At 71.2% G+C, this 25,596-nt stretch carries 23 protein-coding genes, 1 tRNA gene and 1 pseudogene; 12 read left to right on the top strand and 13 right to left on the bottom strand.

Features of this window, described 5'->3' with window-relative positions; genetic code table 11:
- Positions 1–37: 37 nt before the first annotated feature.
- Positions 38–418, top strand: coding sequence for a hypothetical protein (locus ASE20_RS07530; RefSeq protein ID WP_056893960.1), 381 nt, complete (start codon positions 38–40; stop codon positions 416–418).
- Between the two features lie 8 nt (positions 419–426).
- Here ASE20_RS07530 and ASE20_RS07525 read toward each other — a convergent pair whose 3' ends face one another.
- Positions 427–2,166: a sulfatase-like hydrolase/transferase gene (locus ASE20_RS07525; protein WP_056917925.1), complete on the bottom strand. Its 1,740-nt coding sequence runs from the start codon at positions 2,164–2,166 to the stop codon at positions 427–429.
- A gap of 117 nt (positions 2,167–2,283) precedes the next feature.
- Positions 2,284–3,144, bottom strand: coding sequence for a helix-turn-helix transcriptional regulator (locus tag ASE20_RS07520; RefSeq protein ID WP_056893958.1), 861 nt, complete (start codon positions 3,142–3,144; stop codon positions 2,284–2,286).
- A gap of 103 nt (positions 3,145–3,247) precedes the next feature.
- Between ASE20_RS07520 and ASE20_RS07515 the strand changes: the two genes are divergently transcribed.
- A complete protein-coding gene (locus ASE20_RS07515; RefSeq protein WP_056893957.1) occupies positions 3,248–3,808 on the top strand; it encodes a TetR/AcrR family transcriptional regulator in 561 nt (186 codons plus the stop codon).
- Between the two features lie 49 nt (positions 3,809–3,857).
- Here the strand turns inward: ASE20_RS07515 and ASE20_RS25505 are convergent, their stop codons facing one another.
- From ASE20_RS25505 to ASE20_RS26005, 5 genes and pseudogenes are all read right to left on the bottom strand, one after another.
- Positions 3,858–6,251 carry a cytochrome P450/oxidoreductase gene (locus ASE20_RS25505; RefSeq protein ID WP_056893956.1) on the bottom strand — a complete coding sequence of 798 codons (2,394 nt, stop codon included), beginning with the start codon at positions 6,249–6,251 and terminating at the stop codon, positions 3,858–3,860.
- Between the two features lie 281 nt (positions 6,252–6,532).
- Positions 6,533–6,608: transfer RNA gene (locus ASE20_RS07505), tRNA-Asn, on the bottom strand.
- Between the two features lie 96 nt (positions 6,609–6,704).
- The gene (locus ASE20_RS07500; protein ID WP_157538353.1) at positions 6,705–7,190 is read right to left on the bottom strand and encodes a hypothetical protein; all 486 of its coding nucleotides are present in this window, start codon (positions 7,188–7,190) and stop codon (positions 6,705–6,707) included.
- The gene (dnaG, locus tag ASE20_RS07495) at positions 7,187–9,418 is read right to left on the bottom strand and encodes a DNA primase (RefSeq protein ID WP_225868979.1); all 2,232 of its coding nucleotides are present in this window, start codon (positions 9,416–9,418) and stop codon (positions 7,187–7,189) included. Before dnaG ends, ASE20_RS07500 begins: the two co-directional genes overlap by 4 nt.
- A gap of 417 nt (positions 9,419–9,835) precedes the next feature.
- A pseudogene (locus ASE20_RS26005) lies at positions 9,836–10,021 on the bottom strand (CHC2 zinc finger domain-containing protein); the annotation flags it as partial.
- Positions 10,022–10,210: 189 nt separating this feature from the next.
- Here ASE20_RS26005 and ASE20_RS07490 point away from each other — a divergent pair.
- Together ASE20_RS07490 and ASE20_RS07485 are read left to right on the top strand one after the other, a co-directional pair.
- Positions 10,211–11,023 (top strand): L,D-transpeptidase, encoded by an 813-nt coding sequence (locus ASE20_RS07490; RefSeq protein ID WP_056893953.1) that lies wholly within the window; start codon positions 10,211–10,213, stop codon positions 11,021–11,023.
- A gap of 54 nt (positions 11,024–11,077) precedes the next feature.
- Positions 11,078–12,004 carry a choice-of-anchor P family protein gene (locus ASE20_RS07485; protein WP_056893952.1) on the top strand — a complete coding sequence of 309 codons (927 nt, stop codon included), beginning with the start codon at positions 11,078–11,080 and terminating at the stop codon, positions 12,002–12,004.
- Between the two features lie 270 nt (positions 12,005–12,274).
- Here ASE20_RS07485 and ASE20_RS07480 read toward each other — a convergent pair whose 3' ends face one another.
- Positions 12,275–13,516, bottom strand: coding sequence for a deoxyguanosinetriphosphate triphosphohydrolase (locus ASE20_RS07480; RefSeq protein WP_056893951.1), 1,242 nt, complete (start codon positions 13,514–13,516; stop codon positions 12,275–12,277).
- Between the two features lie 126 nt (positions 13,517–13,642).
- Between ASE20_RS07480 and ASE20_RS07475 the strand changes: the two genes are divergently transcribed.
- The 3 genes from ASE20_RS07475 (at position 13,643) to ASE20_RS07465 (ending at position 14,867) form a co-directional block, all read left to right on the top strand.
- Complete coding sequence (locus tag ASE20_RS07475) at positions 13,643–13,840, top strand: hypothetical protein (RefSeq protein WP_056893950.1); 198 nt, start codon at positions 13,643–13,645, stop codon at positions 13,838–13,840.
- 91 nt (positions 13,841–13,931) lie between these two features.
- Complete coding sequence (locus ASE20_RS07470; RefSeq protein WP_056893949.1) at positions 13,932–14,309, top strand: DUF5994 family protein; 378 nt, start codon at positions 13,932–13,934, stop codon at positions 14,307–14,309.
- 66 nt (positions 14,310–14,375) lie between these two features.
- Positions 14,376–14,867, top strand: a complete 492-nt coding sequence (locus ASE20_RS07465; RefSeq protein WP_056893948.1) for a DUF5994 family protein — start codon at positions 14,376–14,378, stop codon at positions 14,865–14,867.
- 19 nt (positions 14,868–14,886) lie between these two features.
- On the opposite strand, the gene ASE20_RS07460 is transcribed toward ASE20_RS07465, so the two are convergent.
- From ASE20_RS07460 to ASE20_RS07440, 5 genes are all read right to left on the bottom strand, one after another.
- A complete protein-coding gene (locus ASE20_RS07460; protein WP_056893947.1) occupies positions 14,887–15,738 on the bottom strand; it encodes a hypothetical protein in 852 nt (283 codons plus the stop codon).
- A 128-nt stretch (positions 15,739–15,866) separates the two neighbouring features.
- Complete coding sequence (gene dusB / locus ASE20_RS07455) at positions 15,867–17,009, bottom strand: tRNA dihydrouridine synthase DusB (protein ID WP_056893946.1); 1,143 nt, start codon at positions 17,007–17,009, stop codon at positions 15,867–15,869.
- Positions 17,006–17,788 (bottom strand): hypothetical protein, encoded by a 783-nt coding sequence (locus tag ASE20_RS07450; protein ID WP_056893945.1) that lies wholly within the window; start codon positions 17,786–17,788, stop codon positions 17,006–17,008. The genes dusB and ASE20_RS07450 overlap by 4 nt, the downstream gene beginning before the upstream one ends.
- Complete coding sequence (locus tag ASE20_RS07445; RefSeq protein WP_082612242.1) at positions 17,782–19,179, bottom strand: glycine--tRNA ligase; 1,398 nt, start codon at positions 19,177–19,179, stop codon at positions 17,782–17,784. Before ASE20_RS07445 ends, ASE20_RS07450 begins: the two co-directional genes overlap by 7 nt.
- Positions 19,180–19,253: 74 nt before the next feature.
- A complete protein-coding gene (locus ASE20_RS07440; protein WP_056893979.1) occupies positions 19,254–19,568 on the bottom strand; it encodes a hypothetical protein in 315 nt (104 codons plus the stop codon).
- 90 nt (positions 19,569–19,658) lie between these two features.
- On the opposite strand from ASE20_RS07440, the gene ASE20_RS07435 reads away from it, so the two are divergent.
- From ASE20_RS07435 to ASE20_RS07415, 5 genes are read left to right on the top strand one after another with little or no spacing between them, the layout of a single operon-like run.
- Positions 19,659–21,887, top strand: a complete 2,229-nt coding sequence (locus tag ASE20_RS07435; protein WP_056893944.1) for a molybdopterin-dependent oxidoreductase — start codon at positions 19,659–19,661, stop codon at positions 21,885–21,887.
- 8 nt (positions 21,888–21,895) lie between these two features.
- On the top strand, positions 21,896–22,453 hold the full coding sequence (locus tag ASE20_RS07430; protein ID WP_056893943.1) for a TetR/AcrR family transcriptional regulator: 558 nt from the start codon (positions 21,896–21,898) through the stop codon (positions 22,451–22,453).
- A gap of 44 nt (positions 22,454–22,497) precedes the next feature.
- Positions 22,498–23,445: a metal ABC transporter substrate-binding protein gene (locus ASE20_RS07425; protein ID WP_056893942.1), complete on the top strand. Its 948-nt coding sequence runs from the start codon at positions 22,498–22,500 to the stop codon at positions 23,443–23,445.
- Positions 23,442–24,266 (top strand): metal ABC transporter ATP-binding protein, encoded by an 825-nt coding sequence (locus ASE20_RS07420; RefSeq protein ID WP_056893941.1) that lies wholly within the window; start codon positions 23,442–23,444, stop codon positions 24,264–24,266. Before ASE20_RS07425 ends, ASE20_RS07420 begins: the two co-directional genes overlap by 4 nt.
- Positions 24,263–25,267, top strand: a complete 1,005-nt coding sequence (locus ASE20_RS07415) for a metal ABC transporter permease (protein WP_056893940.1) — start codon at positions 24,263–24,265, stop codon at positions 25,265–25,267. The genes ASE20_RS07420 and ASE20_RS07415 overlap by 4 nt, the downstream gene beginning before the upstream one ends.
- Positions 25,268–25,596: the final 329 nt, after the last annotated feature.

Below are 25,596 nucleotides of genomic sequence, written 5' to 3'. Positions count from 1 at the left end.
ACAGGCTCTCCACAGGCAGGGGGCGGACGCTGGCCGCATGAGCGACAACGAGAATCCAGCCCCGGAGCAGCCGGCACCCGTCCCGCCGGTCGAGCCACCCCCGGCCCCGGAGCCGGCCGCCGGCCCGGTGCCGACGAAGGTGCGGTGGCGCGAGCGTGCGTTCACCCTCCGCTCCGTGGTCGCGGTCGGCCTGGCCGGGGTGATCCTGGGGGCCGGCGCGGGAGTCGGGACGGCGCTCGTCGCCGACGACGACCATGGCGACCGCCCCGACGGTCCCGGGCGGCACTGGCCCGCCGACGGCCCTGGGCGCGGCGGCTTCCCGGGGCGGCCCGGTGACGGCTTCCCGGGCCGTCAGGACGCGCCCGGGCAGCAGGATCAGCAGCAGGACCAGTCCGAGCAGCAGCCCCCGACGAGCTAGGACATGTCCTAGCGGCCCCAGCCGTACGCGGCGTCGATCTGCTTCCAGTACGACGCCGTGTCGGCCGCGTTCTGCGCCGGGTCCGCGGCGAGGACGTCGGGCAGCTGGGGAACGCAGTCCCGGCCCCGGCAGTCCTTGATCCGTGGCCAGAGCGCGTCGAGCGCCCGGCGTACGTCGGCGTAGGCCGGGTCGTCGGCGACATTGGTGTCCTCACGAGGATCGACGACCAGGTCGTAGAGCTCGGTGCCGCCGCCGCGGTAGCGGGTGTAGGAGTACCTGCTCACGCGGATGCCGATCGTCGAGCGCCGGTCCTTGAACAGCGGGTCCTCGCCGCCGAGCGCGGTGTGGATCGCCTCGGTCACGACCGGCGTGCGCCAGCCCTGGTCGCCGTCGAGGAGTGTCGTGAGCCGGCTGGTGCCGTCGGGTCGGTGGGGCGGCCGCGCGTCGGCGAGGTCGAGCAGGGTCGCGGTCAGGTCGACGGTCGAGATCGGGTCGTAGCGCCGGCCGGCCGTCCGCAGGCCCGGACCGGTCATGAGCAGCGGCACCCGCAGCGACGGCTCGTGCGCGCGGACCTTGGTCATGCCCAGGCCGTGCTCGCCGATGATCATGCCGTTGTCGGAGGTGAAGGCGAACACCGTGCGGTCCCACTCCCCCGAGCGCTTCAACTCCGCGACCAGGCGGGCGATGTTGCGGTCCATCACGTAGACCGCCTCGGCCCGGCGCCGGGTGGCGTACAGCAACGCGGCCTTCGCCTCGTCGCCCTCGGGCTGGTAGCGCACCCGCAGCGCCTCCGGCTTGTCGCGGACGTCGGTCTCGACCTGCTCGCCGGTGCGCGCGATGCCGGAGCCGCGGGTGATCCGCCGGTCGAAGCGCCCCCGCACCCAGTCCGGTACGGCGGGCGTCATGAAGTGGAGCAGCTCGCCGTTGTCGTCCCGCACGTCCGTCGGGGTGTCGGGCGCCCGCGGCATGCCGTGGTGCGGGGCGACGTAGTTGACGTACATGAAGAAGGGCTTCGCCCGCCGCGCGAACCGGCGGGCCATGCCGACGGAGATGTCGCCGACGACGTCGGTCTGGTAGACGCCGCGGTGGGAGTTGTCGATGGTCCCGTTCACGTTGAACGGGGTGTCCATGTAGTCGTAGGTGTTGCCGTGGACCGACGAGCCCGCCGGCGGCTCGACCGCCGCGCGCCAGTCGTCCCAGCCGTTGGGCACGTAGGTCAGCGAGGGCTCGCCGGTGACCTTCGAGGTCGCGAGGCCGTAGCGGTTGAGGTACTTGCCGACGAACCCGGTGCGGTAGCCGGCCGTCCGCAGCGACGTGGCGAGGGTGCGTGAGTCGTCGAAGGCGCCGTAGCCGTAGGGCGGGTCGTGCCACCAGACCTTGTGGTTGTGCGCGTACAGCCCGGTCAGGAAGGACGCCCGCGCCGGGCAGCACAGCGGGAACGGCGAGAAGGAGTTCTCGAACGTGACGCCGTGCCGCGCGATCAGCCTGCGCAGGTTGGGCGCGAAGGCGAGGTCGTCGACGCGCATGTCGTCGGCCATGACCAGCACGACATTGGGCTGCTCGGGCATCGCGGGCGACTCGGCGACGACGTCGCTGGTCGCGGCGGTGGCGCTCGGGCCGGGGGCGCGTGGCTCCCGCGGGGGCGCGCTCGTCGTACGGCCCCCGGAGGCGAGGAGGGCCACGAGGAGGCTCACCACCAACGCCACTCCGATGGCCGCGCCCGATGCCTTCAGGACCGTCGTGCGCACGCTTGTGTTCCCTCCCGGGTCGGACCGACCCGTCACCCTACGGTGGAGAAGACGCTCCGGGAGGCAGTTTGGTTGCGTTCGGTGCCGGCGTTCGGTGCCTGCGTTCGGTGGTTGCGCTCAGTCCCAGTGCCAGCGGATGCCGAGCGTCCCGGGGCCGAAGGACGTCGCGGTGCGGCTCACGCTGGCTCCGAAGGTCTCCAGCTCGGTGACCTGCTCCACGCCGTCGATGACGGTGTAGTACTCGCAACGCGCCGGGACGTGGTCGGGGTGGAAGCGGATCCAGAGACTGACCGAGGTCATCCGCCGCACGGCCCAGTAGAAGTAGCAGTTGTCGTCGGGATCGGGCGTCCGGTAGACCACGTCCTGCTCGAGCAACGCGGTCTCCCCGGCGACCAGCGGCCGGTCCAGGAGCATCTCGCCGACGACGATCCCGCGCTCGCGGTCGTGCAGGACCTCACCGAGCCGGTAGCCGCCGAGCGGCGTGATGTCGGGCGCCTCCGCGCCCGGGCGCACGCTCAGGACGGTGGCCCGCCGGTCGGCGTGGGCGTGGATGGACTCGACCACGACGACGTACGTCGAGCGGACCGGTGCGCGATCGGGCCCGAGCTCGTACTTCAACGTCACCTCCCGGTCGATCAGCCGGTCGGAGGGCGAGTGGAAGTCGAGGTCCGCGAGCATCGTGCGGATCCGCTCGTGGTCCTCGCTGAGGTCGGCGAGCAGGTTGGGCGCGACCCGGCGACGCCGCTTCTCCAGCAGCACCTCCAGGGCACCGGGGTCGAGGTGCAGGATCTGCTCGATCTCGGCGAGGGCGCGCAGCGAGCCCTCCTGCTCGGGCTCGCGCTGGCCCGAGCGCCAGTAGCTCAGCGTCGCCAGGCTGACGCGGGTTCCGCGGGCCTGGAGCGAGCGGTGCAGGGAGCCGAGGCTCATCGAGCGAGCGTCGAGTGCCGCACGAAGAGCCTCCCCGAAGACGCCACCCATGCCTCGGACTCTAGCCGTCCACAACGCGGAACGCCGGTGAGTGGACCCAGACCTGTGTCGCCAGGTGCGACACGAGACGCCCTGATGTCATATCCTGCGACATGTGAGCAGCCCAGCTTTCTATGACGAGCTCAGGGCCCTGCGGCTCGAGCGCGTCCTCGACGCGTCGGTCGCGATCATCACCGAGGACGGTTGGGACCGCCTGAGCATGACCAAGGTGGCGCAACGGTCCGGCGTTCCCCGGCAGAGCCTCTACAAGGAGATCGGCACCAAGTCCGAGCTCGGGGAGGCCGTCGTGCACCGTGAGCTCGAGCGCTTCCTGTCCGGCGTCCGCGACAGCATCGCCGACCATCCCGCCTCGGAGGAGGAAGGCCTGGGCGCCGCGGCGCGTTTCGTCCTCGAGCACGGCGAGACGAACGCGGTCCTCAAGGCGATCCTCCGCCCCGGCCACGCCCCGGACCTCCTCGAGCTCATCACCGTCCGCCCGGACACCGTGTTGAACCGGGCCTGCCAGGCTGTCCACGACGCGCTGGACGGCGGCTCCGAGGCGATGGTGGAATCCATGGTCAGGCTCACGATCAGCCACCTGCTGCAACCGACCGTCAGCATCGACGAAGCCGTGCACCGCATCAGGCGGACCATCCGCGGCTTCGACGCTGCCTAGGAGACCGTCGTCGGCACGACGCTCCGCACGCTCCCGCCGCGCGGGTCGTTCACACGTCCAGCACCAGCTTCTCCGACAGCGAGCGCGAGACGCAGAGCATGATCGTGGCGCCTCGCTCGCGCTCGGACCTCGACAGCACGGAGTCACGGTGGTCGGGCGTGCCCTCGAGCACGTCGGCCTCACACGTACCGCAGACACCTTCCATGCAGGACCCGAGCACATTCACCCCGGCGCTCTCCAGCTCGTCGAAGATCGAGGCTCCCTCGGTGACCTTGACAGTCACGCCCGAGCGCGAGCACTCCACGTCGAACGAGTCGAGGGCATCCTCCGGCGCCTCGACCGCCTTGGCGGCGAAGCGCTCGACATGGAGGCTCCCATCAGGCCAGCTCGCACATCCCTCCTCGACCGCGTCGAGGAGCGCACCCGGGCCGCAGCAGTACACCAGGGTGTCCGGCCGCGGGGTGTCGAGCACCGACGCGAGGTCGAGCAGGCCTTCCTCGTCCTCTGGCCAGACCGTGACCCGGTCGTCGCCCTCGAGCTTGTCGAGGAACGCCATGGAGGCACGCGATCGACCTCCGTACAGGAGGCTCCACTCGGCGCCGCGCGACTCGGCCGCCTCGATCATCGCCAGGATCGGCGTGATGCCGATGCCTCCGGCGATGAACTGGTAGCGCGGCGACGGATGGAGTGGGAAGTGGTTGCGCGGTCCCCGCACGCGAACGGTCGAACCCTCTGCCAGCTCGTCGTGGACGTGCACCGACCCGCCGCGGCTGTTCGGGTCACGGAGGACGCCGATCTTCCACGAAGCCCTGTCGGTCGCGCTCCCGCACAGGGAGTACTGCCGCGTCAGCGACGGGTCCAGGACCAGGTCGACGTGGGCGCCGGCGGTCCAGGCAGGAAGCGGTGCACCAGTCGGATCGACGAGGGTGAGCTCGACGATCCCGTCGGCGACCTCGCGACGACCCGCCACTCGAAGGTCACTCTCGGCCTCCGGAGACCTCCTGGCCCGATCCTCGCCGGCGGCGGATCGCCGGGGCTCGTCCACGGGAAGGCGTCGTGACTGCTGGCCGAGCGGGGTGAGGGTGACCATCAGCCTGGTGTAGCCCCGGACGAAGTTCGACTGGAGGTACTCCGGCTCCCCCACGACCTCGATGTCCTCGAACCGCGCCAGCAGCTCCTCCCACAGGATCCGCAGCTGCATCTCGGCCAGACGGGCGCCCATGCAGCGATGGACACCGATCCCGAACGAGAGGTGGCGGCGCCCGTTGGGACGGTCGATGACGAAGTCGTCAGGGTTCTCGAAGGTGCGTTCGTCGCGGTTGGCCGAGGCGTACCACATCACGACCTTGTCGCCCTTGCGGATGAACTGGCCGTTCAGGACGGTGTCGCGGGTGGCGATCCGGCGCATGTAGGCGAGCGGCGTCTGCCAGCGGATGATCTCGTGGACCAGCTTGGGGACCAGCGAGTGGTCCGCCTTGAGCCGCGCGAACTCGTCCGGGAACTGGTTGAGCGCCAGCACGCCACCCGACATCGAGTTGCGCGTGGTGTCGTTGCCACCGACGACCAGGAGGATGAGGTTCCCGAGGAACTCCATCGGCCGGTCGATGAGGTCCTTGGTCTCCTCCGACATCTGCATGAGGGTGATCAGGTCGTAGCCGGGCTTCTCGCCTGCCGCGCGACGGGCCGCCTTGTCATGCCAGAGAGCACTGAAGCTCTTCGCCATGTCGGCTATCCCCCGGTAGGTCTCGTCCATGTCGTTGGACCCGCCGGTGGCCGAAGCACTGGCCGCGGCCAGCTCGGTCCACCGCACGAGGTCGCGGCGCCGCTCGTAGGGGAAGTCGAGCAAGGTGGCCAGCATCCGGGAGGTCAGCTCGACGCTGACCCGGTCGACCCAGTCGAAGGGCTCGTTGACGGGAAGGTCGTCGAGGACCTCCTGCACGCGCGAACGGATCAGTCCCTCCATCTCCTCGAGGTTCTGCGGAGCCACCACGCCCTGGACCGCTTCGCGCTGCTCATCGTGGCGCGGCGGGTCCATCGCGATGAACATCTCGACGTCGAGGCCCTCCGGCGGCGTACCGATGACGATCTGCGGTTCGGCCGAGAACACCTCCCAGTCCTTGTCGACGGTGACGATGTCGTCGTACCGCGTGACCGACCAGAACGGCCCGAACGCGCTGTTGGCCTGGTAGTGCACCGGAGCTTCGTCGCGCAGTCGCTTGAAGTACGACTGCCACTGCCCCTGGCGGAACAGGAACGGGTTGCTCACGTCGATCTCGGTCAGCGCGAGCTGGTCGACGTCAGGAATCCGGTCCTCGGCGAAGACCGGCTGCCGGTCACCCAGCACCCGCCTCTTGGCCTTCTGGAACAGGTGCAGGCCCTGGACCTGCCGCTCCATCGGAACAACTGCCTGCGCCTTGCTGATGACCTGGCCGACAACGCTCATGCCTACAACCGCCTTTGGTAGTTCAGTCGCCTGACAAAACTAAACCATGCGTCTCCGTAAACGACAAGTAGGCAGTTTTTGTCGCAGCCGAGGAGGGATCGCCCCCCACTCGGGCAGCGTCGGTCAGGACACGGGAGGACGCAGCGCGGTCAGAGGCGGACCGAGAAGGACGCCGAGCGCGGCAGCAGCGGACGAGGAGGTCAGCGCCTCGATCACCGGGACCCAACGCAAAGAGCCTCCGGCCTGTTGGCACAGGTCAGAGGCTCTTGTCTTGCTCTTGCTGGCTCCCCCGATTGGACTCGAACCAATAACCCTGCGATTAACAGTCGCATGCTCTGCCAGTTGAGCTACGGGGGAATGCACTGCCGCCCCTGCGGGGCGAGCGGGGAAACACTAGCAAGGTCACGGCGGCGGCCCGAAATCGAGGGGTACGACGAGCCGCCCGGCTCGGGCTCAGGCCGGGCCGGCGTCGCCGATGTCCGCCCGCGCGGAAGCCAGCGCGGCCTGCACCACAGCGTCGACCTCGGGGTCTGCGGGGTCCAGGCCGGCGTCGTACTCGACGAACCAGGCGAGGTCTCCTCGGTGGCCCGGGGCCTGCCGGGCGAGGACCCGCACGGACCTGCGGTCCGCGACCGGGACGTGGCGCTGGAGCGCGATGCTGGCGGTGACCCGCTCCCGGACGAGCTGGAGCAGCCGGCCGGCGTCGTCGAGCTGGACGACGTGGACCGGCCGGGGCTCGCCGAAGCGGCCGACCTCGGTGACGGTGAGGGTGCGCTCGTCCTGGTCCCAGTCGGCGGCGGCGACCTGCTCCCAGGGCAGGCGGTGCGGGAGGTAGAGCGCGTCGCGGGTGCCGCCGACCTCACCGGAGGCGGCGAGGATGCGCTCCCCCGGGCCGACGTCGATCGGCGGACGGCGCGCGAACAGACCCATCGGGCTCACTCGCCCGACCCGATGATCTTCTCGCGCAGCGTGCGGCGGTGCTGCTCGAGTGCGGCGAGCTCGCCGAACATGCGGTTGAACTCCGTCTCGTGCTCGATCGGGTTGGTGCGCTGCAGGCGCGACTTCACCTCGTCGATCCGGCGCAGCGCGGTGAGCTCCTGGAGCCGGAAGAGGTGGGTGGCGACGTAGGAGGCGTCGATCTCCTTGTTGACCGGGATCGGCTCCACGGCGAGCGCGCTGATGGTCGACGAGAGCGCGGCGTCCGTCGCCCCCTCGCGCACCCGGCTGACCCAGCCCGGGTCGTTCTGCCCCGCGGCGACGCCGCCGGCCGCCGCGATCAGCTCCCACACCGCGCGGTAGGTCGGGTGGGTGAAGTCGTTGGCGCCGATGTCGGCGCTCGTGCGGCCGATGATGATCGGCTGCTGCAGCACGAGCTTGAGCGTCTCGCGCTCGATGCCGAACCGCGGGTCACGCAGGTCGGGGAGGCTGCTGCGTGGGGCAGGCGCCTCCGGCGCCGAAGCAGGGGTACGACGGTCGCGGGCCGCGTTCCGGTCGGGCTCGGGCCCGCGTGCCGCTGCCCGTCGTACCTCGGCGCGGGCCTGCTCCATGTCGACGCCGACCATGCCCGCGAGCTCACGGGCGAAGGCATCGACCTTCGACTTGTCGCGCACGCTCGCGACCAGCCGGGCGCCGGCCCGGAGGGCGTCGACGCGACTGTCGGCACGGTCGAGGTCGTAGCGGCCGATGACGTTCTCGAGGACGAAGCGGTAGAGCGGGCGGCGGGTGGCCACCAGCTCGCGGACCGCGGCGTCGCCCTCCTTCATCCGCAGCTCGCACGGGTCCATGCCCTCGGGCGCGACCGCGACGTAGGTCTGCGCGACGAAGCGCTGGTCACCCTCGAAGGTGCGCAGCGCGGCCTTCTGGCCGGCCTCGTCGCCGTCGAAGGTGAAGACCACCTCACTGCGCAGCTCGGCGTGGTCGTCGAGGAAGCGGCGCAGCACCCGCGCGTGCTCGTCACCGAAGGCGGTGCCACAGGTGGCGACGGCCGTCGTGACGCCGGCGAGGTGGCAGGCCATGACGTCGGTGTAGCCCTCGACGATGACCGCCTGCGAGCTGAGCGCGATCGGCTTGCGGGCCAGGTCGATGCCGTAGAGGACCTGGCTCTTCTTGTAGATCGCGGTCTCGCCGGTGTTGAGGTACTTGGCCTCGATCCGGTCGTCGTCGAAGATCCGGCGCGCGCCGAACCCGATGGTGTCGCCGTTGGTCTCCCGGATCGGCCAGAGCAGGCGGCCGCGGAACTTGTCGTAGTGGGAGCGGCCCATCGCGACCAGCCCGGCTGCGATCGCCTCCTCGGAGGTGAACTTCCGCCCGCTCAGGTGCCGCCACAGGGCCTCGCCGTCGCGCGGGGCGAAGCCGATGCCGAAGTGCAGGGCCGCCTGCTGGTCGAAGCCGCGCTCGGCGAGGAACTGCCGTGCCTGCAGCGCATCGGGCGTGCCGAGCTGCTCGGCGTAGAACTGCTGCGCGACGGCGTGGGCCTCGACCAGACGCTGGCGCCGGGGGCCCTTGGGCCGCTCGTCGAAGCCGCTCTGGTCGCGGCGCAGCTGGACGCCGTACTTGTCGGCCATCCGCTCGACCGCCTCGCCGAAGCTGAGGCCGTCGATCTTCATCAGGAAGGTGAAGACGTCGCCGCCTTCCTGGCAGCCGAAGCAGTTGCCGGTGAGGATGTTGTCCTCGAGCGTGAAGGCGTGGCCGTCCTCGACCTCGGCGCAGAACACCTCCTCGACACGGTCGGTCTCCTCGACGGTCTCGACCACCCAGCCGCGTCGTGCGAAGGCCTTGGTCGAAGCGGCGAAGCGGCTCAGGTGGGCGTCGAGCAGGAAGAAGTCCTCCTGCAGGTCCTCGTTGACGAGGTGGACGCGATGGAGCTCGGACGGCTCTGCGCCGAGACCGAGCCGCGTCTGCGTGGTGATGCCGTACGTCGCGATGCCGAGTCGGGTGCACACGGTGCGGAAGAACTCGAGGTCGTCACGGTCGGCGGAGTTCATGATCACGGTGCCGTCCGCGGCGACGCACCCATCGGCCGCGAAGTAGCCCGCCAGCCACCCGTAGAGGTAGGGCACGGACTCGTCCAGTGACGGACGGTCCTTGAAGAACTTCGGCAGGTGGTGGACGAGCAGGTTGCCGTCGCCGCGCTCCGTCGTGTGGCTGTTGGGGAACCACTTGAGCATGGCCTCGTCCTTGGGAGGACAGACCAAGGCCATCGAGCCGGTGCCATTGAGGGTGCCGTCGCCGTAGGTGAAGCCGTGGGCGATCCCGAAGGGGGAGGGTGTCGTGCGACGGATCCGCGAGCGCGGGAACTTGGCCACCAACCGTGCACCGGGCTTCAGGTCGGTGGTCAGCACCTCCCGAGAGCCCGTCTGCGCCTTGCCCGAACGGATGAACCACCGGTGCCCGTCGGTCGCGTAGAGCTCCTTGCGCTGACGGTTGCGCGTCAAGGTGATCCGGTGAAGACGCTGCACGCCGTACGACTTGAAGGGGGCGTCGATCCAGTCGCCACGAGCTCCCAGGATCCGGTGTGTGCCGCCGTCCAGTTCGCGGATCTCACGCGGGCCGTCCCAGGTGAGCACTCGGGTCTCCCCCGCCAGGCAATGGAAGAACCCGCGGCTCGGCGTCACGTGGAAGGACGGCGACTTCTCGTCGTGGAACGGGCACAGGCCCTTCATCGAGCCGCCGCCGGCGTTGCGGAGGGTGACGTAGCCGGAGACGACGTCGTCGATCTTCACCCGCTCACGGACCGCGGCGATGTCCTCGTCACGGATCCGGCCCACCATGTCGGGAATCCTACTGACGCGGTCGCGAGAGCCGTCAGCGTCCAACCGCAGAGACGGTTTGCCAGAAAAGTCGAGTCGATCGCTAGGCTCAGCGTGACCTAAGTCCCACTTGGGTCGTTCACACCACGGGAGCGGTGTGAAAGCCGGAAAGTGGGAGCACGCCAATGGGCATTCGGGGAGGGACCGGACATGGAGCAGACGTCTGCGCGCTCGCGCACGTCCTTGCTGGTGCCCGTGGTGATCTCCCTGCTCGTGATCGCGGCGCTCTTCCTGGTGTTCCGGGACGCCGAGGAGACCGAGAAGAAGAAGGAGCCGGCCTCCGCCCCCGTCGTCGAGAAGGTCGACCTCAAGCACCTGCCGGCCAGCTCGACCAAGACCGTCATCAAGGCCGCGCCGCGCGACCCGCGTCCCACGAAGGTGCCGAAGGGCACCGTGGTGCACCCGAAGCGGATGCTGGCGCTGTACGACGAGCCGGACGGCACGGCGTTCGCGAAGATCGGCCCGAAGCAGTTCGGCGAGACCTGGCTGCCGGTGATCACGCGCAACAGCGAGTGGGTGCAGGTGATGCTCCCGTCGAAGCCGAACGGCTCGACCGGCTGGCTGCGCACGAGCGACGTCCAGGAGGCGCACAGCCGCTTCCTCGTGAAGGTGCACCTGGGTGCGCGCTCGCTCGAGCTCTACGAGAACAACGAGCAGGTCGGAACCTGGCCCGTCGCGATCGGTGCGCCGGCGACGCCGACGCCGACCGGGCGGACCTTCGTGCTCGGCCAGATCTCGGACGAGAAGCAGCCGTTCTCACCGGTGATCCTGCCGCTGGGCAGCCACAGCGACACGCTCGACTCCTACGGCGGCGGGCCCGGCACCGTCGCCCTGCACGGCTGGACGGACCCCGCGGTCTTCGGCCAGGCCGTCAGCCACGGATGTGTGCGGGTGCCCGATGACGCACTCGCACTGCTCCGCACCATTCCGATCGGTACGCCGGTCCTGGTCGACAAGGCCTGACCGCAACCACGAGACTCGCTCTGCCGACAAGTGATGAAGATGAAGGGAAAACCCATGAAGAAGACAAGGACCCTGGCCTCGGCCGCTGGCGCGGTCGTGCTGGTGACGGGGGCTGCGTCGTTCGCCGTTCTCGGTGGAGGCACCGCCTCCGCCGCGGGCAACCCGTCCTCCGCCTACGGTCTCGAGCTGAGCCTCGCCGGCAACGCCGTCATCGGCGCCGACACGATCCAGGTCGTGTCGACGGACGGAAAGCCGGTCTCGGACGACCTCGTGAACGTGGACGCCCTCAACCCGCTGCTCTCCGGCGGCGTGGTGCAGGTCAGCGCCGAGAACGGCAAGGCCCGCGCGGCCGTCACCGGCCTCGGTGTCGGCGACGGGCTGCTCTCGCAGCTCCCGTCACAGGTCACCGACCAGCTCGGCTCGGCGTGCGAGACGCTGACCGACGCCCTCGACCCGATCACGGGTGCGATCGACGACACCGTCCTCGGTACCGTCCTCGGCCAGCTCGGCGGCGCGCTCGACCAGATCGGCGACGCGACCGACGGCACCCCGCTCGACCTGAGCCTCCTCGGCGCGCTCGACCTGAGCAACCTGTCGACCGACCGCCTCAAGGGCCTGTGCGACGTCCTCGCGGGCGACACGCAGCTGGTCGACCTCGGCTCCGTCATCGCGCAGTGCAACGGTGACACCGGCACGACCGACGTCACCGACGCGAGCGTGCTCGGCGTGAACCTCGACATCCCGACCGAGCCCAACGGCAAGGTCGCCATCGAGGGCCTGGTCGAGATCACCGCCAACGAGCAGATCAAGAACGCCGACGGCACCTTCACCGTCAACGCGCTGCACCTCAACCTGCTGGGCCAGATCGACCTCGTGGTCGCCTCCGCCACCTGCGGCGAGGTCACCAGCGACGGCGGCACGGACCCGACGGACGCCCCGACCCCGACCCCGGTCGAGTCGCACGTCCCGGTCACCGGCTGACCCACCCCGGCATCCGCTTGTCGGCAGCTGACCGGCCGCAACCTCACGGTTGCGGCCGGTCGGTCGTTTTTCACCGGCCCGACGCGTTGCGAGGAACGAGCAACGGGGCGGACAGGCCGGGGACGTCGAGTAGCGCCGCGGCTGAGGAACGAAGCCGCGACGCGCGTATCGAGACCCCGGAGGGTGGTCTCGATACGGGCTCGCCCAGGGGCTCGCCCTACTCGACCAACGACGGGAAACGCTGCGCGACCTCCTCGTCCGACGGAGTCGTCAGCCGACGAGGCGCTGGTGCCAGGCGACCGCGCTGGCGTCGGTGAGCGAGGCGACCTGGTCGATCACGACGCGCATCCGCGCGGCGTCGTCGCCGGCGCGCGCCCAGTCGAGCGCGAACGACCCGTCGAGGTCGCGCCCCTCGGTGCGCAACAGCACCTCCACCAGCTCCGCCAGCAGCTCACGCTGGCGCACCTGCTGGGCGATCCGCGAGGCGTCGCCCATGACGTAGTGCGCGGCCACGCCCTTGAGCACCGTGATCTCCGCCCACGTGTCCGCGGGGACGACGAGGTCCGCGGCGTAGCGGACGAAGGGGCCCTCCGACGCGGCGAAGGTCGCCTGCTGGACCGCGCCGCAGAACCGGCCGATGAGGTCGCTCGTCACGTTCTTCAGGGCGGCGAGACCGGCCCGGCTGCCGTCGTACGACGACCGGGGCCAGCTGCCGACCGCGCGCAGCCGGACGAGGACGTCGTCGAGGACGGCGTCGGTGGCGTCGGGGAGGTACCAGTCGCGGACGGTCTCCCAGACCGCGGCGGTGTCGAGGCGGGTCAGGTCGACCTTGCCGGCGACGACGCCGTCCTCCACGTCGTGGACGGAGTAGGCCACGTCGTCGGCGAGGTCCATCACCTGCGCCTCCACGCACTTGCGGCCGGAGGGCGCGCTGCGGCGCAGCCAGTCGAAGGCGGGGCGGTCGTCGGCGTAGACCCCGAACTTGCCGCCGGCCGAGGCAGGCGCGTCGGCGAGGCTCCACGGGTACTTCGTGCAGGCGTCGAGGGTCGCGCGGGTGAGGTTGAGCCCGACGGACTCCCCCGCCGCGTCGGCGCTCTTCGCCTCGAGCCGGGTCAGCAGCCGCAGGGTCTGGGCGTTGCCCTCGAAGCCGCCGCAGTCGGTCGCGAGCTCCTGGAGGGCCCGCTCCCCGTTGTGCCCGAACGGCGGGTGGCCGAGGTCGTGCGCGAGTGCGGCGGTCTCGGTGATGTCGGGGTGGGTGCCGAGCGCGCGGGACAGGTCGCGCGCGATCTGGGCGACCTCGAGGCTGTGGGTGAGCCGGTTGCGGACGAAGTCGTCGCTCTGCGGACCCACGACCTGGGTCTTGGCCGCCAGCCGGCGGAAGGAAGCGGCGTGGACGACCCGCGCCCGGTCCCGCTCGAACGGCAGCCGCTCCGGCGCCTCGACCCGCTTCGGCGGCTCCGGGACGATCCGCTCGCGCGCGTGCGCGTCGTACCGCCCCTCGACCTGGTCCACGACGCGACCCTATCGGTGTGCCGGCGCGACGGGTGCATGGCCGGAAAGGGCCCGCCCGGCCGTTGCCCGACGGCGACTCGCTCGTTGATCCACCGACGAACCAGCAGCGACGAGCGGAGGCAGCCCATGCACGTCATCGAGCTCGGACAGGCCGCGGCGGTCTTCGCGATCGCCCTCGGACTCAGTACCTGGCGCGTCGTCGTCGCGCCCTCAGCGACGAACAGGGGCACCGACCGGTTGCTGGGCCTGTGCACCGCGATCTCCGCCTGCTGGATGGCGGCGACCTGCCTGGTGCTGGAGACCTCGGCGTTCCAGCTCTGGTGAGGGCGCCGCGGGTGCAGGGCTACGATCGGGACAGGTCGACGTCCTGGTGCACGCCCGCACCCGGCCCGCGGCCACGACGAGAGGCGGCACGATGAGTGTCCGCGAGTTCCCCTATCCCCATCGGCACCCCCAGCCGCTCGGCGCCCTGCGCCTGGAGCTGGCGGACGAGTTCACCGAGGGGCGGCTGGGTGGCCGGTGGACGCCGTACTGTCGCGACCTGACTCGCGAGGCCGCCCACCTGATCGATGCCTTCCCGGCCGACCGGGGCAAGATCGACCGGCTGGTCTACGCCGAGCGCGACTGGGACGCACTCGAGACCAACGAGGTCTTCACGCGGCACGGAAGGATCAAGGTCGGCCTGCTCCCGCCGAGCCGCGGCACGGGGCTGGTGCTGGTGCGCGTGACCGGTGCCGGCATCGTCGCGCTCGGGATCGCCTGGCCGACGGGTCTGGCTTCGCGCCAAGGGTAGGCTGGTCGTGAAGTGCCGGTACCCCGCATCCGTCCGGATGTCAGAACCGGCCGAGAGGCGGACGTCATGGCGACGTCGAACAGCTCCATCTCATCTGCTCCCACCGCGACCGGCGGCCAGCTGCGACTCCGGCTGGCGGCGCCCGACGACCGGAACGCGGTCGACGGGGCGTGGTGGCCCCGGAGCCGCGACCTCGCCGTGGAGCTGGCCGACCTGGTCGACCACTTCCCGCCGGACCGGCCGCGGGTGGCGCGGGCCGTGTTCTCGCCACCCGACTGGGAGCCGGTGGTCCGTCGGGTCCCGGTCGCCCGGGGCTACGTCAAGGTGGGCTCGTTCCCCCGGGACGACACCCACCTGTTGACCCTCGCCCTCTCCGACCGCACTCGGCTGCGCCTGGTCGTCATCCCGCCGGGCTTCACCCAGGAGCAGGGCGAGGAGGCACTGCTCGCCGGATCCACCCCGGGCAACGCCCACTCGGCGTCCGACCTGCTCCACGAGGTCGCCGACCAGCCGGCCGTCGATCCCCAGGGTCACTGGGACGACGGCGGCCTGTCCTGACCGGGTGGCACCGGCGCAGTCAGTACGTCGTGACGTGCACGTGGTCGTAGTGGTTGGCCGTGACCGAGCCGCGGTCGGACATGCCCCGCCAGCCCTCGCCTGACCGCTCCACGGACCAGATCTTCTGCGAGAAGATCACGTAGGCCACACCCAGCGCAGAGGCGTTGGCGCGGACGAACTCCGCGACCTCCCAGCCGCGCGGGCCGGAGACCATGATGTCGACCGCGATGCCCTGGGCGTGCTCGCCGTCGCCGCGGAAGGTGCCGTAGGTGCCGATCTCGGGGAAGTTCGCGCAGACGGCCTCGTGGACCTTCTTGATGTTGGGGCTCACCGCCGCCGGGACGGTGGTGCCGTTGGTGCAGTCGGCGGCGATGCTCAGCGGCTTCTCGTCGCTGAGGTGACCGGTGGTGACCCAGCGGGCCTTGCCGCCGACGACGATCTCGACGCGGTCGGCGTAGCTGCGCCCGGTGATCAGGACCTTCTCGCCGTCGCCGATCTCGCCGACCTTGCGGCCGGCCTTGTCGGGACGGGTCCAGAGGTTCAGGGAGGCGGTGGTCCACCGCTTGCGGTCGGCACCGGCGACCGCCTTCGCGGTGGCCGCAGCCGCGACCATGCGGTCGACGCGCGAGCCGACGGCGTCGGCCGAGCGGTCGGTGCCGCCACGCGAGAGGACCGGGAGGTCGCGGGTCGCGGCGGCCACTGATCCGGCGGGAGCGTTGCCGTCGGTGGCGAGGAGGTCGGGGTCCGGGGCCGGGGAGCTGAGCACCCCGGCGGACACGACCGCACCGGTCGCCAGGACGGCCAGCGAGCCGGCCAGGAGGCCGGCTCGGGGTGTACGTCGCGCGGTTTCCCGCTTGTGGCTGGTGGCCACGCGCTGATCCTTTGCTTCTCGCTTGCAGGTCGTCCGAGAACCCTGACCGAGGCCTGGGCATCGATCGAGTAGAGCACACCCCATCAGTGGTTCACGAATCAACAATCCGCGTCGAGGGGTGAGACGGGTCACCCGCCCGTGGTCTCGTTGACGTCCTCGAGGAGGCCGGATCCGCCCTCGCACAGGCCGTCGGTGTCGTCGAGCCAGCCCTCCGGGAGGACCACCTTGTGACGGGGTGCACCCTGCCTCCCGCGGGGTGCACCGAGCTCGGAGACGGGGAACGGCTCGGTCGGGTCGAGCTCGGCGAGCATCCGGTCGAGGGCTGCGAGCGAGTCGACGAGCCCGAGCGAGCGACGCAGCTCGCCACCCGCGCGAAAGCCCTTGAGGTACCACGTGACGTGCTTGCGGAACTCCTTGCAGCCCCGCTCCTCCCCCATGTGCTCGCACAGCAGCTCGGCATGACGGCGCATCATCGCGGTCACCTCGCCGAGCGTCGGCAGCGTGGTCTCCGCAGGGCCGCCCTCGCCGAACGCCGCCGCGAGGTCGCGGAAGAGCCACGGCCGGCCCAGGCAGCCCCGGCCGACGACGACACCGGCAGCACCGGTCTGCGCCATCATCCGTACGGCGTCGGCGGCCTCCCAGATGTCGCCGTTGCCGAGCACCGGGATGTCCACGTGGTCGACGAGCGCGGCGATGGAGTCCCAGTCGGCCTCGCCGGAGTAGGCCTGCGCGACGGTCCGCCCGTGCAGCGCGATCGCGGCGACGCCCGACTCCTGCGCGATCCGGCCGGCGTCGAGGTAGGTGAGGTGGTCGTCGTCGAGGCCCTTGCGGGTCTTCATGGTCACCGGGACGCCATACGGCGCCGCGGCGGCCACCGCCTCCTCGAGGATCCGCCCGAGCAGGTTGCGCTTCCACGGCAGCGCGCCGCCGCCGCCCTTGCGGGTGACCTTGGGGACCGGGCAGCCGAAGTTGAGGTCGACGTGGGCGACGCCGTACTCCTCGCACAGGATCCTGGTGGCCTGCCCGACGTAGCTCGGGTCGGTGCCGTAGAGCTGCACGGAGCGGACCTTCTCGGCATCGTCGAAGACGAGCATCCGCTTCGTGGTGTCGTCGCCCTCGACCAGGCCGCGGCTGGTGATCATCTCGCAGACGTACAGCCCGGCGCCGTGCTCGGCGCACAGCCGCCGGTAGGCCGCGTTCGTGATGCCGGCCATCGGCGCCAGCACCACGGGGACGGGCACCTCGAGGGAGCCCAGCTGCAGGGCGGTCACGGGGTCGCGGTGGCCGACGCCGTGGCGGTCGCGGTGGCCGACGGGGTCGCGCCGGCGCCCTTCCCGGCGCCCTTCCTGCCACCCTTCCTGCCGGGCTTGACGGGCTTCAGCGGGGTCACCGGGCTCAGCTCGCCGGTCCACGTGATGTCGTCGAGCCCGCCGTAGGGCGGGAAGTCGATGCTGACGAGCGTCTGGGCGGGCGCCACGAAGTAGACCTGGCACAGCTCGGCGCTCGCGCCGTTGGCGAAGACCGCCGGCAGCGCACCGCCGACGCACAGGGGCTGCTGCTGGGCGGTGTAGTAGTTCGGGGCCTCGAGCGTGCTGCCGTCATTGGCGTAGACGACGTTGTCGAGGCGTGCCCCGCCGAGGTCGGTGTCGCCGACGTTGGTGACCTTCACCCGCACGAAGTACGGCGTGCGCGCGGCCGTGGCGTCGTCGACGTTCCAGCCCACGAAGGAGTCCTGGAAGGTGGTCCGCTCGATCCGCTCGACGGTCACGGCGAGCACGCCGATCTGGTCCTGGCGGCGCTGGAAGGCGACCACACCCTCCTCACCGAGGGCGAGCGCGGTGCCGGGCTCGGTCAGCGTCACGCCGTCCGGTACGTCGAGGTACGCCGCCGGCGCGCTCGTCGACTCCGTCGGGCTGGGCGACGTCGACTCCTTGCCGTCCCTGGCGTCCTTGCCGTCGTCCGAGCCGCACCCGGCCAGGCCGGCGGCGACGCAGAGGGCGAGGCCCGCGGCGAGCGCCGGCCGAGCCAGCCGGGTGCGGCCCGTCAGCATCCGACGAGCCGCTCGGCGAAGAAGCCCTTGAGCTTGTCGAGCGAGACGCGCTCCTGGCCCATGGAGTCGCGGTCGCGGACCGTGACCGCCTGGTCGTCGAGGGTGTCGAAGTCGATCGTGACGCAGTACGGCGTACCGATCTCGTCCTGGCGGCGGTAGCGCTTGCCGATGGCGCCGGCGTCGTCGAACTCGATGTTCCACAGCGCCCGCAGCTCGGTCGCGACGGCGCGCGCCTTCGGGGTGAGGTCCTCGTTGCGCGAGAGCGGCAGCACGGCGACCTTGACCGGCGCCAGGCGCGGGTCGAGCCGCAGCACGGTGCGCTTGTCGACGCCCCCCTTGGTGTTGGGCGCCTCGTCCTCGGCGTAGGCGTCGACGAGGAAGGTCATCAGGCTGCGCGAGAGGCCGGCTGCGGGCTCGATGACGTAGGGCACGTAGCGGGCGTTGTTGGCCTGGTCGAAGTACGACAGGTCCTTGCCCGAGTGCTCCGCGTGCGTCGAGAGGTCGAAGTCGGTGCGGTTGGCGATGCCCTCGAGCTCGCCCCACTCGGAGCCGGCGAAGTTGAAGCGGTACTCGATGTCGGTGGTGCCCTTCGAGTAGTGGCTCAGCTTCTCCTTCGCGTGCTCGTAGTGGCGCAGGTTGTCGGGGTTGATGCCGAGGTCGACGTACCAGCGGGTGCGCTCCTCGATCCAGTACCGGTGCCACTCCTCGTCCTCACCCGGCTTGACGAAGAACTCCATCTCCATCTGCTCGAACTCGCGGGTGCGGAAGATGAAGTTGCCGGGCGTGATCTCGTTGCGGAAGCTCTTGCCGATCTGCGCGATGCCGAACGGGGGCTTCATCCGCTGCGAGGTCACCACGTTGGCGAAGTTGAGGAAGATGCCCTGCGCGGTCTCGGGGCGCAGGTAGTGCAGGCCCGACTCGTCCTCGAGGACACCGAGGTGGGTCTTGAGCATGCCGGAGAACTCACGCGGCTCGGTCCACGAGCCACGGGCGCCGCAGTTCGAGCAGGCGACGTCCTTCAGGTCGACGTCGTCGGGGTTCTCGATGCCCTTCTTCTCGGCGTACTGCTCCTGCAGGTGGTCGTAGCGGAAGCGCTTGTGGCACGAGAGGCACTCGGTCAGCGGGTCGTTGAACGTCGCGACGTGGCCGGACGCCTCCCAGGTCTGGCGCGGCAGGATCACGCTGGAGTCGAGGCCGACAACGTCGTCGCGGCTCTGGACCATCGCGCGCCACCACTGGCGCTTGATGTTGTCCTTGAGCTCCACGCCGAGCGGGCCGTAGTCCCAGGCCGAGCGGGTGCCGCCGTAGATCTCCCCGCAGGGGTAGACGAAGCCTCGGCGCTTCGCGAGGGAGACGACGTGGTCGACGGTGGACGGGGGCGGCTTGGCCACGGGGAATCCTTTTATGGGACGAGCCCGGCTGGCTGCCGGGCGTGGTGTGTCTGCGAACTCGCGGGAGCAGGTGCTCAGGTTACGCGAGGCTCCGCGACATTGAGCACTTCGCCGGGCTCCACGACCTCGTAGGCACCGGGTTCGTCGATCGCGCGGCTCAGCACGAGGACGCCGTGGAGCTTGATGTCGTAGGACGAGAGGGCGCGTCGGTAGGCGCCGACGTGGACCCACGTCGTGGTGAGGGTCCACAGGTCCGGGTCGTCGAGGTTGCGCCCGACCCAGCCGGCGACGTACCCGGTCTGGCCGGCGAGGAGCCCGTGCACGAGCTCGAGCTCGGCACGCAGGGAGGCGGGGTCCGCACCCGCGCGGAACCGGTTGACGACGAGCACGGGGCGACTCTACGCAGCCGCGACGCCCTTGACGCAGGACCCCACGCCCCGGACTATGACAGTTGTCATAGCCGTCCGACAGGAGCCTCGATGACCACCACCTGGCAGAAGACCGCCTGCATCCTCTGCGAGTGCAACTGCGGGATCGAGGTGCAGGTCGAGGACCGGCAGCTCCTGCGGATCCGCGGCGACAAGTCCCACCCGAGCTCGGCCGGCTACACCTGCGAGAAGCCGCTGCGGCTGGACCGCTACCAGAACGGCACGCCGCGCCTGACCAGCCCGCTGCGGCGTCGCACGGACGGCAGCTACGAGGAGATCGACTGGGACACCGCGATCTCCGAGATCGCGCAGCGGTTGGCGGCGATCCGCGACGAGCACGGCGGCGACAAGATCTTCTTCTACGGCGGCGGAGGGCAGGGCAACCACCTCGGCGCCGGCTACGGCCAGGCCCTGCAGGCCGCGCTCGGCGTGCGCTACCGCTCGAACGCGCTGGCGCAGGAGAAGACCGGTGAGATGTACGTCGACGGCCGGCTCTACGGCGGCCACACCAAGGGCGACTTCGAGCACGCCGAGGTCGTGGTCTTCATCGGCAAGAACCCGTGGCAGTCCCACTCCTTCCCGCGCGCCCGCCCGGTGCTGAAGGAGATGGCGGCCGACCCGGCACGCACCATGGTCGTCATCGACCCGCGGGTCAGTGAGACCGCCGCGATGGCCGACGTCCACCTGCAGGTGCGGCCCGGCACCGACGCGTGGTGCCTCGCCGCGCTCGGTGCGGTGCTCGTCCAGGAGGACCTGGTCGACCACGACTTCGTGCGCGACCACACCACCGGCGCGGAGCCGGTCCTGGCGGCGTACCGGGAGATCGACGTCGCCGACTTCGCACAACGCTGCGGCGTCGACGAGGAGCTGATCCGCAGCACCGCACGGCGGATCGCCGCCGCGCAGAGCGTGTGCACCTACGAGGACCTCGGCCTCCAGCAGGCGCCGCACAGCACGCTGGGCTCCTACCTCAACAAGATGCTCTGGATCCTCACGGGGAACTTCGCGAAGCAGGGCGCGATGTTCCTGCACTCGATGTTCGCGGCGCTCGCCGGAGGCGGCGGAGGCGGGGGCTCGAAGGTCACGCCGGTGACCGGTGCGCGGATCATCTCCGGGCTGGTGCCGTGCAACTCGATCGCCGAGGAGATCGACACCCACCACCCGGACCGGTTCCGGGCGATGTGGATCGACAGCGTGAACCCCGCGCACTCGCTCGCCGACTCCGCCGGCTTCCGGCGCGCGATGCGCCGGCTCGACCTCAGCGTGGTCATCGACATCGCGATGACCGAGACCGCCCTCGAGGCCGACTACGTCCTGCCGGCGTCGACGCAGTTCGAGAAGTGGGAGTGCACCTTCTTCAACGTCGACTTCCCGGAGAACGTCTTCCACCTGCGGGCGCCGCTGATGGACCCGCTGCCGGGCACCCTGGCCGAGCCGGAGATCTACGCACGCGTGGTCCGTGCGCTCAACGTCGTCGACGAGGCTTCCCTGGAGCCGCTCCGCGTCGCGGCCGAGGCCGGCCTGGCGTCGTACGCCGACGCGTTCTTCGCTGCCGTCGGCGCGGACCCGCGGCTGATGGGCCTGGCCGGGCACGTCCTGTACGAGACCCTCGGGCCCACCCTGGGCGATGCCCGCGGCACGGCCGCCCTGTGGGGCGTCGCGCAGCTGTGCGCGATGAACCAGCCCGGCCCGGTGGCGCGGGCCGGCTTCACCGGCACCGGCTTCGAGCCCGGCAACCAGCTGTTCGAGCGGATCCTGACCGGTGAGGCCGTGGTGTTCACCCGCGACGACCACGAGCAGGCCTGGGACTACGTACGACGCCCCGACCGCCGCTTCACGATCGAGATCCCCGAGCTGGTCGAGCGGCTCCGCGGCCTCGCTGACGAGCCGAGCTCGTGGACGAGCGAGGAGTTCCCGTTCGTCCTGTCCGCGGGCGAACGGCGCGCGTTCACCGCCAACACGATCATCCGCGACCCCTCCTGGCGGCGGCGCGACGCCGGCGGCGCCCTGCGGATCAGCCCGGACGACGCCTGGTCACTGAGCGTGCGGTCGGGCGACTCGGTCCGGGTGGTCACCGAGGCCGGCGCCGCGGTCGCGACGGTCGAGGTCACGGACACGCTGCAGCCCGGGCACGTCTCGCTGCCGAACGGTCTCGGCGTGGCCCACCCGGACGGCACGCCGGGCGTCGCCCCCAACGAGCTGACGTCCCTGCACCACCGCGACGACATCGCCGGCACGCCGTGGCACAAGTACGTGCCCGCTCGCCTGGAAAGGGTGTGAGCGCTCCCATGGCGAGACGCTCACCGCGGGACGCGATGCTCGACAGCGCGATCGCGCTCTTCCGCGAGCGCGGCGTGGCCGCCACCTCGCTGCGCGATGTGGTCGCCCACAGCAAGGCGCCGCGGGGCTCGATCTACCACCACTTCCCCGGCGGCAAGGAGGAGCTGGCCCGCGACGCCACCCGGCGGGCCGGCGACCTCATCTCGTCGCTGATCACCGAGCTGGTCGCCAGCGCGGACCCGGTCGCGACCGTCGACCTGCTCGTCGACCACTGGTCCGGGGTGCTGCTCGGCAGCGACTACGCCGCCGGGTGCCCCATCGCCGCCGCGGCGCTCGCGCCCGACGACGCGGCCGGCGCGCGGGACGCTGCCGGGGCGGCGTTCGGGGAGTGGGAGGAGCTGCTGGCAGGGGCACTCTCCTCGCGCGGCACTCCCCCGCAGGAGGCGGCCGACCGGGCCGCGCTGGTGGTCAGCGCGATCGAGGGCGCCCTGCTGGTGAGCCGCGCCCGGCGTACCGATGCACCGTTGCGGGCCGTCGGACGGGAGCTGGCCTCGCTCCTGGGGTGAGCGCCGACTTGACCGGACGACGACCGCAGTTGAGAATGATTCTCATGCGCTTTGCCTCCGCTGTCGCCGTCCTGTCCACCGCCGCCCTGCTCGCCTCCGGCTGCTCGGCCTTCAGCGAGTCCGGCGGCACGTCGAGCGGCGGCTCCGGACCGACGGTCACGGCGGCGTTCTACCCGCTCGCCTGGCTGACCGAGCGGGTCAGTGAGGGCACCGACACCGACGTCGAGCTGCTGACCAGGCCCGGCTCCGAGCCGCACGACCTCGAGCTCGACGTCGCCAAGACCGCGCAGATCGCGGACGCCGACCTGGTCGTCTACGAGGCGGGCTTCCAGCCGGCGGTCGACGACAGCGTCGCGCAGAACGCGACGGGCGACACGCTCGACGTCGCCGCGCTCGCCGACCTGGTGCCGGTGGACGAGTCCGCCGCGGAGCACGAGGAGCACGCGGACGAGGATGAGCACGACCACGACCACGGCGACCTCGACCCGCACTTCTGGCAGGACCCGCTGCGCGTCGCCGCGGTCAGCGACGCGGTCGCCGGGGAGCTGGCCTCGATCGACGAGAAGAACGCCGACACCTACACGGCCAACGCGGCCGCGCTGCGCAAGCAGCTCGAGGCGCTCGACGCGTCGTACACGACTGGTCTGGCCGACTGCACCCGTGACACGATCGTGGTGTCGCACGACGCGTTCGGCTACCTCGAGAAGTACGGCCTGCACATCGCCCCGATCGTCGGGCTCTCCCCCGACGCCGAGCCGACGGCCGCCGTTCTCGCGCAGCTGCAGGACCTGGTCAAGGAGGAGGGCATCACCACCGTGTTCAGCGAGCCGCTCGAGCCCGCGCTGGGCGATGGCCTGGCGACCGATCTCGGCCTCACCAACGGCGTCCTCGACCCGATCGAGGGCCTGTCCGACGCGGACTCGGACGCGGACTACCTCTCGCTCATGAAGGACAACCTGGTCGCGCTGCAGGCCGCCAACGGCTGCCGATGACCGGCGTCGAACCCGCGGTCGCGGTCCGCAACGGGACGGTCGCCCTCGGCGGCCGGCCGATCCTGCGCGGCATCGACGCGACGGTCCTGCCCGGCGAGTTCGTCGCGCTGATGGGCGCCAACGGCTCCGGCAAGTCCACCCTCGTGCGGGCGATGGTCGGGCTGCGGCCGCTCGTCTCCGGCGAGGTGCGCCTCCACGGCACCCCCCTCGCGTCGTACGACGACTGGCAGCGCGTCGGCTTCGTGCCCCAGCGCGCGACGGCCGCCGCCGGCGTACCCGCGTCCGTCTGGGAGGTCGTGGCCGCGGGCCGGCTCACCCGCCGCCGCCTGCTGCGCCCGCTCTCGCGCGCCGACCGTGCCGCGATCGACGACGCCCTCGAGGTCGTCGGCCTCGCGGACCGGCGCCGCGACGCGGTCAGCACCCTGTCCGGCGGACAGCAGCAGCGGGTGCTGATCGCCCGCGCGCTCGCCGGCGAGCCGGACCTGTTCTTCCTCGACGAGCCCACCGCCGGCGTCGACCTGCCCAACCAGCAGGTGCTCGCCGACACGCTCTCCCAGCTCAAGCAGCGCGGCGCGACGATCGTGCTCGTCGCCCACGAGCTCGGCCCGCTGGCCCGGCTGGTCGACCGCGCCCTGGTGATGCGCGACGGCCGGATCGTCTACGACGGCGCCCCGCTGCGCGACCACGAGGTCCACCAGCCCTGGCTCGGCGAGCCGCACACGCACCACCATCACCACTCCTCCGGCCCGACCGACCACGTGCCCGGTGTGGTCGCGCCCGTCGACGCGCCGGCCGACCGGATCGGGGGCGAGGGCCGATGACCCCCGTCGAGCTGTTCTCCCTGCCGTTCATGCAGCGCGCGCTGATCGCCGCCCTGCTGACCGGCCTCGCCGCGCCCGCGATCGGGACCTTCCTGGTCCAGCGCCGGCTCGCCCTGATGGGTGACGGCATCGGTCACGTCGCCGTCACCGGTGTGGCCCTCGGTCTGCTGACCGGGACGTCGCCGGTGTGGACCGCCGTGGTGATCGCCGTGCTGGGCGCGGTGCTGATCGAGGTGATCCGCGAGCGCGGCCAGACCAACGGCGACGTCGCCCTGGCGCTGCTGTTCTACGGCGGCCTGGCGGGCGGCATCTTCCTCAGCGGCCTCGGCGGCGAGAGCGCGGCCGCGCTGAACCGCTACCTCTTCGGCTCCCTGACGACGCTCTCGGTCAGCGACGTGATCATCACGATGGTGCTGGCGATCGCCGTGATCGGGCTGTGCGTCGGCCTGGCTCCGCAGCTGTTCGCGGTCGCCCAGGACCAGGAGTTCGCCCGCGTCGCCGGCCTGCGGGTCCGCTACTACAACGTGCTCGTCGCGGTCCTCGCCGCGGTGTCGGTGACCGTCGCCATGCGGACCGTCGGCCTGCTGCTGGTCTCCGCCCTGATGGTGGTGCCCGTCGCGACCGCCCAGCAGGTGACCCGGTCCTTCCGGGCCACGATCGTCGCCGCGATGGCCCTCGGCGCCGTGGCGTCGGTCGGCGGCCTCGTGGCCGCCACGTTCGCCTCGTACAAGGCGACGGTGGCGACCGGTCCGACGATCGTGCTCCTGGCCCTGGCCTGCTACGTCGTCGCCTGGCCGATCGGCATCTGGACCCGCCACCGGGCCCGCCTGCGCGAGCCGTTCCCCGCCGGCGAGCTGCCGGAACACGAGGCGTGCTCCGAGCACCCGCACGCGCACGGCCCGGGGTGCGGCCACCTCGCCGTACCGCACGACGACCACGTGGACTACGTCCACGACGGCCACCGCCACGCCGCCCACGGCGCCCACTACGACGAGCATTAGCCCACTGCGGTAGTCCCTGACCAAAGCAACGATTTCGGGCTCTCCTGACACATGCGTGGGTCAGGTAGGTGCTGGCTGCCTTCACGGCTGCGGTGGCGTGGGTGGTGGGGTTCTCAGGCGGCAGCGACGAGCGGGCTGGGGGGGTGGCTGGGTCCGCCGGTCGGGTGGCGGTCCGGCGCTCGCGCACACCCCTCGAGTGGGCACATACCGCAGGTTCTCGGCCGATTTTTCTGCGGTTTGTGCCCACTCGAGGGGGTCATCGCGCGCAACAGACCATCACCCGCGGGGCGGCCGCGTCAGCGGTGGCGCGGACGAAGTCCGCGCCGACC

It is taken from the genome of Nocardioides sp. Root240 (genome assembly GCF_001428825.1).
In the GTDB taxonomy this organism is placed as follows: domain Bacteria; phylum Actinomycetota; class Actinomycetes; order Propionibacteriales; family Nocardioidaceae; genus Nocardioides.
This window is presented reverse-complemented; position numbering and strand designations above follow the sequence as displayed.

Excerpts from the sequence above, each read along its gene's own strand:
- ASE20_RS07420 (WP_056893941.1), top strand. The coding sequence starts at position 23,442 with ATGACCGGCGTCGAACCCGCGGTCGCGGTCCGCAACGGGACGGTCGCC.
- ASE20_RS07475 (WP_056893950.1), top strand. The coding sequence starts at position 13,643 with ATGCACGTCATCGAGCTCGGACAGGCCGCGGCGGTCTTCGCGATCGCC.
- ASE20_RS25505 (WP_056893956.1), bottom strand. The coding sequence starts at position 6,251 with ATGAGCGTTGTCGGCCAGGTCATCAGCAAGGCGCAGGCAGTTGTTCCG.
- dnaG (WP_225868979.1), bottom strand. The coding sequence starts at position 9,418 with ATGCTCAAGTGGTTCCCCAACAGCCACACGACGGAGCGCGGCGACGGC.
- ASE20_RS07430 (WP_056893943.1), top strand. The coding sequence starts at position 21,896 with ATGGCGAGACGCTCACCGCGGGACGCGATGCTCGACAGCGCGATCGCG.
- ASE20_RS07450 (WP_056893945.1), bottom strand. The coding sequence starts at position 17,788 with ATGCTGACGGGCCGCACCCGGCTGGCTCGGCCGGCGCTCGCCGCGGGC.
- ASE20_RS07435 (WP_056893944.1), top strand. The coding sequence starts at position 19,659 with ATGACCACCACCTGGCAGAAGACCGCCTGCATCCTCTGCGAGTGCAAC.
- ASE20_RS07415 (WP_056893940.1), top strand. The coding sequence starts at position 24,263 with ATGACCCCCGTCGAGCTGTTCTCCCTGCCGTTCATGCAGCGCGCGCTG.
- ASE20_RS07425 (WP_056893942.1), top strand. The coding sequence starts at position 22,498 with ATGCGCTTTGCCTCCGCTGTCGCCGTCCTGTCCACCGCCGCCCTGCTC.
- ASE20_RS07530 (WP_056893960.1), top strand. The coding sequence starts at position 38 with ATGAGCGACAACGAGAATCCAGCCCCGGAGCAGCCGGCACCCGTCCCG.
- ASE20_RS07465 (WP_056893948.1), top strand. The coding sequence starts at position 14,376 with ATGGCGACGTCGAACAGCTCCATCTCATCTGCTCCCACCGCGACCGGC.
- ASE20_RS07485 (WP_056893952.1), top strand. The coding sequence starts at position 11,078 with ATGAAGAAGACAAGGACCCTGGCCTCGGCCGCTGGCGCGGTCGTGCTG.
- ASE20_RS07490 (WP_056893953.1), top strand. The coding sequence starts at position 10,211 with ATGGAGCAGACGTCTGCGCGCTCGCGCACGTCCTTGCTGGTGCCCGTG.
- ASE20_RS07470 (WP_056893949.1), top strand. The coding sequence starts at position 13,932 with ATGAGTGTCCGCGAGTTCCCCTATCCCCATCGGCACCCCCAGCCGCTC.
- ASE20_RS07520 (WP_056893958.1), bottom strand. The coding sequence starts at position 3,144 with ATGGGTGGCGTCTTCGGGGAGGCTCTTCGTGCGGCACTCGACGCTCGC.